Annotated in this window: 6 protein-coding genes; 4 read left to right on the plus strand and 2 right to left on the minus strand. The window is 73.6% G+C overall.

Features of this window, described 5'->3' with window-relative positions; all coding sequences use genetic code 11:
* On the minus strand, nt 1-3,036 hold a 3,036-nt coding region (locus ACR807_RS39815), incomplete at its 3' end, for a discoidin domain-containing protein (protein ID WP_438926718.1).
* 278 nt (nt 3,037-3,314) lie between these two features.
* Between ACR807_RS39815 and ACR807_RS39820 the strand changes: the two genes are divergently transcribed.
* From ACR807_RS39820 to ACR807_RS39835, 4 genes are all read left to right on the plus strand, one after another.
* A complete protein-coding gene (locus ACR807_RS39820; RefSeq protein ID WP_438926719.1) occupies nt 3,315-3,743 on the plus strand; it encodes a hypothetical protein in 429 nt (142 codons plus the stop codon).
* Nucleotides 3,744-3,787: 44 nt separating this feature from the next.
* The gene (locus ACR807_RS39825) at nt 3,788-4,516 is read left to right on the plus strand and encodes a GntR family transcriptional regulator (protein ID WP_438926720.1); all 729 of its coding nucleotides are present in this window, start codon (nt 3,788-3,790) and stop codon (nt 4,514-4,516) included.
* Between the two features lie 73 nt (nt 4,517-4,589).
* Nucleotides 4,590-6,074, plus strand: a complete 1,485-nt coding sequence (locus ACR807_RS39830) for an NCS1 family nucleobase:cation symporter-1 (protein ID WP_438926721.1) — start codon at nt 4,590-4,592, stop codon at nt 6,072-6,074.
* On the plus strand, nt 6,071-6,790 hold the full coding sequence (locus tag ACR807_RS39835; RefSeq protein ID WP_438926722.1) for an aspartate/glutamate racemase family protein: 720 nt from the start codon (nt 6,071-6,073) through the stop codon (nt 6,788-6,790). The genes ACR807_RS39830 and ACR807_RS39835 overlap by 4 nt, the downstream gene beginning before the upstream one ends.
* Here the strand turns inward: ACR807_RS39835 and ACR807_RS39840 are convergent.
* Nucleotides 6,759-8,303, minus strand: a complete 1,545-nt coding sequence (locus tag ACR807_RS39840; protein ID WP_438926723.1) for a bifunctional 3-(3-hydroxy-phenyl)propionate/3-hydroxycinnamic acid hydroxylase — start codon at nt 8,301-8,303, stop codon at nt 6,759-6,761. The genes ACR807_RS39835 and ACR807_RS39840 overlap by 32 nt on opposite strands.
* Nucleotides 8,304-8,372: the final 69 nt, after the last annotated feature.

The following is an 8,372-nucleotide window of genomic DNA, read 5'->3' on the forward strand; positions in this document are numbered from 1 at the left end:
GTAGAGCGGGTTGCCGTAGGTGGTGGGCACGGGCTGTCCCGCGTCGATCCGGGCGCGGATCTCGGCCCGCTGGGCCGCGGTCGCGCCCAGGTCGTAGGGCACGTCCCACTGCTCCACCGCGTCGGCCGGGGTGTCGGTCCCGCCCGGCCGCAGGACGTCGGACAGGGCGCGGGGCAGCTGCCACGGCAGCCTGCCGCGCGGCGCGTAGTCGCCGAACAGCAGCGACGCCAGGGCCGGACCCATCTCCTCGCCGCCGCGGTAGGTGACGACCAGGGCGTCCGCCAGGTCGTGCCACTCGGTGATCACGTACGGCCTGGGCAGGACCAGGGCGACCACGACCGGGATGCCGCGCCGCTTGAAGTCCTGGATCAGGGCCAGCTGGTCCGGCGGCAGGTACGGCTGCTCCTTCACCCAGCTCGTGGCGTGCGTGTAGGACGGTTCGCCGACGGCCACGATCGCGAGCTTCGGCGACGGGTGGGTGTCCTTGTGGACGTTCACGCCCGCCTGCGCGGCTCTCGTCCGGATCGCCTCCAGCATGGTCTGCGACCCGTACTCCGCGTGGAAGAAGCTCGTCCAGATGCAGCACGCGGCCGGGTCGTCGGCCCGCGCACCCGCGACGACGACGTTGTCGCCCGCGTTGAGCCGCAGCGGCAGCACGCCGTTGTTCTTCAGCAGCGTCATCGACTCCCGCGACGCCTGGTTCGCCAGGGCCGCGTACTCGGGCTTGTGGAACCGGTACGGGCCGTTCACCGGGTCGCCGTACGGGTTCTCGAAGACGCCGAGCTTGAACTTCAGCCGCAGCACGCGGCGCACCGCGTCGTCGATGCGCGCCACCGGCACGCCCGCGGTGAACTGCGCGATCGAGTAGCCGGGCGCGCCCGGGTCCGCGCCGCCCATCACGTCCGACCCGGCGTTGGCCGCGCCGACCCAGTTGCCCGAGGGCAGCCAGTCGGTCGTGATCAGGCCCGTGTAGCCCAGGTTCTGCCGCAGGTAGGCGAGGATCTTGGCGCTGTCGCCCGCGCCGGGGCCGCCCGGGTCGAGCAGCGAGCTGCCCGCGTAGCCGGGCATGATGTTGACCGCGCCCGCCTCCATCGCCGCCCGGAACGGCGCGGTGTGGTACTTGATCGTCACGTTGTCGAACACGATCAGCGCCTCACCGCCCGCGCCCTCGCCCGGCCAGTGCTTGACGGTCGCCAGCACGGACGCCGGGTTCAGCTCCGGCCCGCCCTGCAAGCCCGCCACCAGCGCCCGGACCTGCGCGGAGGCGACCTCGGCGCTCTCGCCGTTGCCCTCCTGGATGCGCGGGTAGAGCACCTTCGTGCCCACCTCGGCCAGCGGCCCGAGGACGCCGCGCGTGCCGACCTCCAGCTGCTCGCGGCGCTGCATGTCGCCCAGCCTGTAGTCCAGCGGGTAGTTGCGGGCCGCGGCCAGGGCGCTCTGCAACGGGTACGTCGTCTTGTACCCGGCGATCGTGTCGCCCGCCGACACCGCCGGGATGCCCAGCCGCGTGCCGGACGAGCCGAGCAGGACGTTGTGCAGGTCCTGCGCCTCGGCGGGGCCGAAGTGCCAGCCCGAGCGCGGGAACACCTGGGCGTTGTAGAACATCTGGTACGCCTTCTCCTCGGTCGTCATGCGACCGAGGAGGTCGTTCACCCGCGTCTCCACGGGCTGCCGCCAGTCCTCGTACGGCTCGACCGCCCCGTTCCGGTTGAGGTCGCGGCTGCCGTTCACGGTGCGCACGCCGTCGTCGACGGTGGTCAGCGTCGGCAGGTACAGGCTGAACGTGCGGATGGCCGACGCGCTCGTCGCGCCCGAGCCGTCCACCGCCACGACGAACCACTTGTACGTCCAGCGGTCGGCGATGTCCCACGTCGGCGCGTAGCTCGTCCCGGTGGGTTCGGCGACCTTGGTGTAGAGGTCGATCAGGTTGCCGGAGGCGCTGAAGTCGTAGTCGGTGCGGCTGAGGTTGAGCCACACCTGGTAGCGGACCGCGCCGGGCACGGCCGCCCAGGAGAACGAGGGGCGGCGGGTGGTGGTGACCATCGCGTTGTCGGCCGGCGCGTTGAGCGCGAACCGGCCCGTGTTGGCCGGTGCGCGGGTGGGCGGCGACAGCAGCGGCGGGGTGCTCGCCGAGACGTCGACCGTGCCGAACACCTGGAACTCCCACAGCGACACGCCGTACCCGGTGGCCCGGGTGGTGGCGAACAGGCGCAGGTAGCGGCCCGTGCCGGACACGGCGAGCTGCTCGACGCCGCCCGCGCCCGTCGTGGTGGCGTGGACCTGAGTCCACGTCGTCGCGTCGTTCGAGGTCTCCAGGCGGTAGCCGCGCGCGTAGGCGCCCTCCCAGTTCAGCACGACCCGGTTGATCGTCGCGACGCCGCCGAAGTCGACGCGCAGCCACTGGTTGTCGGCGAACTGGCTGGACCAGCGGGTGTTCGTGCGGCCGTCCAGGGCCGCGGCGGGCGCGTTGCCGCCCTCCCAGGTGGAGGCGGTGACCTGCTTGTACTGCGAGATCGGCGTCCCGGTGGGCGGCGGGCCGCCCGTGGTGCCGTACACCTGGAACTCCCACAGCGAGTAGCCGTAGCCGGTGGCGCGGGCCGTGCCGAGCACCCGCACGTACCGGCCGCTGCCGCCGACCGCGAGGTCCTGCGTGCCGCCGGTGCCGTTCGTCGTGGTGTGCACGGTGGTCCACGCGGTGCCGTCGGCGGAGGTCTGCACCTGGAACGCGGTCGCGTGGGCGGACTCCCAGGACAGGACGACGCGGTCGAGCACTGCGGTCGCGCCGAGGTCCACCCGGAGCCACTGGGGGTCGCTGAACGCGCTGGACCAGCGGGTGTTCGCGTCGCCGTCGGTGGCGGCCGACGCGGGGGTGCCCGCGCCCTCGCTGGAGGAGGCGGTGGTGGGTCTGCCCTGGGACAGCAGGACGCCCGCCAGGGCGTCGGCCCTCGGGACGGCGAGCTGGCCGACGACCAGGGCGAGCAGGACGGCGAGCAGGGGCACGGCCCGGCGACGGTGCCGGGCGGGCGCAACGGACATGGCGACTCCAGCAGGGGGAGTGGGCGGGAGAGTCGGGAGAGCGCTCTCCCGAAGAAGTGGACTGCACCCGCCGCCGCGTCGTCAAGGGCGTCGCGGACCGGTTCTCCGGACGGGCGCGGCCCGTTCCGGCCGGTGCCGGTGCCGGCGCCTGTCCCGGACCGGTCGCGGGTCGCCGGCCATGGGTCGCCGGTCGCCGGTCGCGGGTCGTGGTCCGGCGGGGTTCCCCCCGGCGCGGCGACCGCGGGAAGGGCTGTGCGCCGGCCCTAGGATCGGGGTCCATGACGATCACCATCCCGGGTGTCGGCGACCTGCCACCGGTCGTCGACCACGTCCCCGCCGGGCTGTCCTGCTGGAGCACGGTCGACGCCGACACCCCGATCAGCGTCATCGTCGAGGAGCCGGCCACGGTGGAGGACCTGGACCTGCCGTTCATCGGGGGCGTGCTGGCCGACCGCGCCCGCTTCGAGGCGCTCGCCCACGCCGCCGTGGACGACGCCCTCCGCGACCGCCCCGGCTTCTCCGCGGACGCGGTCGCCGAGCCCGAGTTCACCTTCCACCCCGGCCGCGACTGGCTGATCCGCTTCACCCACGTCGCCGTGCGGGGCCTCGACGAACTGGGCGTCATGGTCCTGTTCCGGGGCGAGGAGGTGGTGGAGGTGGACGACCTCGCCGACGCCGACGACGTCGGCGACCCCGAGGACGGGTGACGGCGACGCGCCCGCGCGGTCCCCGGGGGCCGTAGCCTCTGGGCATGCCGGGACCGAGGAGCCGATCCGCGCTGATCGCGCGTCTGGTCAGCGAGCACCCCGGCAGCTCGCAGGGCGCGATCCTGGCCGAGCTGCGGCGCTGCCTGCTGGACGGCGTCGTGCCGCCGGGGACGGCGATCCCGCCCGCCGAGGTCGCCGCCGCGTTCGGGGTGAGCGCCATCCCGGTGCGCGAGGCGCTCAAGACGCTCATCGGCGAAGGGCTGGTCGAACACCGCCCCCACGCCGGGTACCGGGTCGCGATGCTCACCGCGCGCGAGCTGCACGAGGTCTACCTGGTGCGCGGCGTGCTGGAGACGGCGGCGCTGACCGCGGCGGTCGGGGAGGCCACCGAGGCCGACGACGAGGACGCGCGGACCGCCCACCGCGCGCTGGAGGACGCCGTGGCCTCCGGCGACGCCCGCGGGTACCACCGGGAGAGCAGGCGGTTCCACCTGGCGCTGGTGCGGCCGTGCGGGATGCGCCGGCTGCTCGGCATGTTCGAGTCGGCGTGGAACACGACCGAACCGCTGCAACCCATGGCGCACGTGCCCGCCGCCGACCGGGCCCGACTGCACCTCGACCACGGGGCGATGCTCACCGCGTTCCTCGCCCGCGACGCCGAGGCGCTCGTCGCCGCCGCGCGGGGCCACCACGAGCTGCTCCAGTCCTCGCTGGAGGCGCTGCCGCTGGACACCGGGCTGTTCGCGACCGGCGGCCGGGCCGGAAATATATGATTCGCGTGATGGCCGCGTAACAGCCCGCTCCTACTTTTGCCTCACCCCTCCCACGGTCCGAGGCAGGAGCGCCATGACGGAAGTGCTGCCCGTCGCGACGACGACGAAACCCGACTACGACCCGCGCCTCACCAACGACGACCTGGCCCCGCTCACCGAGCAGAAGTGGGGCACCTACAACATCTTCGCGTTCTGGATGTCCGATGTGCACAGCGTCGGCGGGTACGTGACGGCGGGCAGCCTGTTCCTGCTGGGCCTGAGCAGCTGGCAGGTGCTGGTGGCGCTGCTGGTGGGCATCGGGATCGTGCAGCTGTTCTGCAACCTGGTCGCCAAGCCCAGCCAGCAGACCGGCGTGCCGTACCCGGTGATCTGCCGCAGCGTGTTCGGCGTGAAGGGCGCGAACGTCCCGGCGATCATCCGCGGCCTGATCGCCGTCGCCTGGTACGGCATCCAGACCTACCTGGCGTCGGCGGCGCTGAACGTGGTGCTGCTCAAGCTGTTCCCCGGCCTCGTCCCGTACGCGGAGGTCGGTCAGCACGGGTTCCTCGGCCTGTCGGCGCTGGGCTGGTTCTCGTTCGCGGTGCTGTGGGTGGTGCAGGCGGCGGTGTTCTGGACCGGCATGGAGACCATCCGCCGGTTCATCGACTTCTGCGGACCGGCCGTGTACGTGGTGATGTTCGTGCTGGCCGGGTACCTGATCACCGAGGCGGGCTGGGGCGCGGTCGACCTGTCGCTCGGCGACGTGCGCCACTCCGGCCTCGACTCCGTGCCGGTGATGCTCGGCGCGGTCGCCCTGGTCGTGTCGTACTTCTCCGGGCCGATGCTGAACTTCGGCGACTTCTCCCGCTACGGCAGGTCGTTCGCGGCGGTCAAGCGCGGCAACCTGCTCGGCCTGCCGGTCAACTTCCTGGTGTTCTCGCTGCTGGTGGTGGTGACCGCGTCGTTGACCGTGCCGGTGTACGGCGAGCTGATCACCGACCCGGTGGCCACGGTCGCGCGGGTGGGCACGACGTTCGCGATCGTGCTGGGCGCGCTGACCTTCACCGTCGCCACCATCGGCATCAACATCGTCGCGAACTTCATCTCGCCCGCGTTCGACTTCTCCAACGTCAGCCCGCAGCGCGTCAGCTGGCGGGCGGGCGGCATGATCGCCGCCGTCGGCTCGGTGCTCATCACGCCGTGGAACCTCTACAACAACCCCGAGGTCATCCACTACACGCTGGAGGTGCTGGGCGCGTTCATCGGGCCGCTGTTCGGCGTGCTCATCGCGGGCCACTACCTCGTCTCCAAGCAGCGGGTGGACGTGGACGACCTGTTCACCATGTCCCCCACCGGCCGCTACTGGTTCCGCGGCGGCTACAACCCGTCCGCGATCACCGCCACCGCCGCCGGCGCGGTCGTCGCCGTGGTCCCCGTGCTGTGGACCGACGGGCCCGGGATGAGGACCACCGCCCAGTACAGCTGGTTCATCGGCATGGCGGTCGGGTTCGCGGTGCACGCGCTGCTGACCCGCCGGGCGCTCGCCGCGTCCGCCCGGAAGACGACGCGCGTGCCGTGAGGATCACGGTCGTCAACCCCAACACCAGCGCGGCGATGACCGAGGAGGTCGGGCGGGCGGCCCGCGCGGTCGCCGCGCCCACCACCACCGTGCGGGCCGTGTCGCCCGCGATGGGGCCCGCGTCGGTGGAGAGCCACTACGACGAGGCGCTCAGCGTGCCCGGCCTGCTCGCCGAGATCGCCTCGGCGGAGCGGGACGGGTGCGACGGGTACGTCATCGCGTGCTTCGGCGACCCCGGCCTGGACGCCGCCCGCGAGGTCGCCCGCGGCCCGGTGGTCGGCATCGCCGAGGCCGCGCTGCGCACCGCCACGCACCTCGGCCGGGGGTTCGCCGTCGTCACCACGCTCGCCCGGACCCGCGGGCGGGCGTGGGACCTCGTCGAGCGCTACGGCGTGACCCGGTTCTGCCGGGCCGTGCACGCCTGCGACGTGCCCGTCCTCGACCTGCACGCCGCGGCCGGGGTGGTGCTGGACGCGTGCCGGGCGGCGGTCGCCGACGACGGGGTGGACGCCGTCGTGCTCGGGTGCGCCGGGATGACGTCGCTGTGCGCGTCGATCTCGGCCGACATCGGGGTGCCCGTGGTGGACGGGGTGCAGGCGGCGACGCTGCTCGTGCAGTCCCTGGTGACCATGGGCCTGCGCACGGGCGACCGGTCCGAGTTCGCGCCGCCCGTGCCCAAGCCGTTCAGCGGCGTGCTGCGGCCGTTCGGGACGTGACGGTCGTGCCGGTCGTGCCGGTCGCGGTGGCCGTACCGGACGCGGTGGTCGCGTGCACGAACCGGTCCGGGCGCAGCACCACGACGTCCGTGCCGTGCTCGGCGAACCACGCGGCGAGCACGCCGTCCACGTCCTCCACGGTCGTGATGTCCCCGCCGTCGGGCGCGCCGGGCGGCACCACGCGCACGAACCGCGCCGCCGGGCCGCGCCAGCCGACCGCGGTGGCCACGTCCACCCCCGGCCCGACCACCGCGAACTCCGCGCCCAGCACGTCGTCCAGGGGCACGCGCGTGCCGCCGACCGCCACGTCGGGCTGCGGGAACATCGTGCCGACGGGGGCCCGGTGGCCGGGCAGCACGGGCCGCGGCTTGAACTCGAAGTGGCGGACCGCCCGCCGCACCCGGGGCACCACCTGGACCGCGAGCAGCACCGCGTCCCGGACCGCGGCGGCGAACCGGCTGCGCACCAGGAACACCCGACCCAGCCGCACGCTGGTGCGCGCCATCGCCTCGGTGTGCGGGCGGCGTTCGGCCTCGTAGCCGTCCAGCAGCGCGTCGTCGGCCTCGCCGCGCAGCACCTGCGCGACCCGCCAGGTCAGGTTCGCCGCGTCCCGCAGCCCGCTGCACAGGCCCTGCCCCAGGAACGGCGGCATCTGGTGCGCGGCGTCGCCCAGCAGGAACACCCGGCCGTCCCGCCAGCGCTCCGCCACCAGGTCGTGGAACGCGTAGACGACGGCACGGGTCACCGCGAACCGGTCCGGGTCCACGTACGGGGCGACCAGTTCCCGGATCGTCGCCGGGTCGGTCATCGCCCCCAGGTCCTCGCCGTCGCGGAGCATGAACTCCAACCGGTACGTGCCGCCCGCGCCCGGCGACACGAACGCGGGACGCCGCCAGTCGCACGCGAACCGGGTCGTGCCCACCCTGGTCGCGCCCGGCTCGACGTCGCCCGACACCGCCAGCCACGGTTCGGCGGACGACGAGCCGGTGAGCGCGATGCCCGCCGCCGCGCGGGTCGTGCTGCGGGCGCCGTCCGCGCCCAGCACGTACCGCGCCTCCACCTCGGAGTCCCGGCCGTCGTGGCGCAGGGTGAGGGTGACGCGGTCCTCGTGCTGCCGCAGGGCCACCAGCTCGGTGCCGGTGCGCAGCGCGACGTGCGGGAACCGGTCCAGGCCGCGCCTGAGCACCGCTTCGAGCGTCGGCTGGTCGAAGAAGTGCAGCGGTGCGGCGCCCAGGCCGAAGTCGACCTCGTCCAGCGCGATCTCGGCGAACGCGCGGCCCCGGGCGTTGACGTACTCGGCCCGGCGCGGCCGGTGCATGTGCTCCGCGACCTCGTCGCGCAGCCCCGCCTGCTGGTAGACGCGCAACGCCTCGTCGTCGCAGGAGAACGCGCGCGGTTGGCCGTGCGGCTCGGTGCCGCGCTCCACGACCAGTGTGCGCACGCCCCGCGCGCCCAGCAGGTTGGCGGTGAGCGCGCCGACCGGTCCGCAACCGACAACGACGACGTCGTACATGGTTTTCCCTCCGTGGGTGACTGCCTGCGGTCCATCGCAGCGGAGGGCTGTGGAGGTCGTGTGGAGGTG

Origin of the sequence: Saccharothrix sabaoui, from assembly GCF_051756985.1 — a bacterium.
Lineage (GTDB): Bacteria > Actinomycetota > Actinomycetes > Mycobacteriales > Pseudonocardiaceae > Actinosynnema.

Excerpts from the sequence above, each read along its gene's own strand:
- ACR807_RS39820 (WP_438926719.1), top strand. The coding sequence starts at position 3,315 with ATGACGATCACCATCCCGGGTGTCGGCGACCTGCCACCGGTCGTCGAC.
- ACR807_RS39825 (WP_438926720.1), top strand. The coding sequence starts at position 3,788 with ATGCCGGGACCGAGGAGCCGATCCGCGCTGATCGCGCGTCTGGTCAGC.
- ACR807_RS39830 (WP_438926721.1), top strand. The coding sequence starts at position 4,590 with ATGACGGAAGTGCTGCCCGTCGCGACGACGACGAAACCCGACTACGAC.
- ACR807_RS39840 (WP_438926723.1), bottom strand. The coding sequence starts at position 8,303 with ATGTACGACGTCGTCGTTGTCGGTTGCGGACCGGTCGGCGCGCTCACC.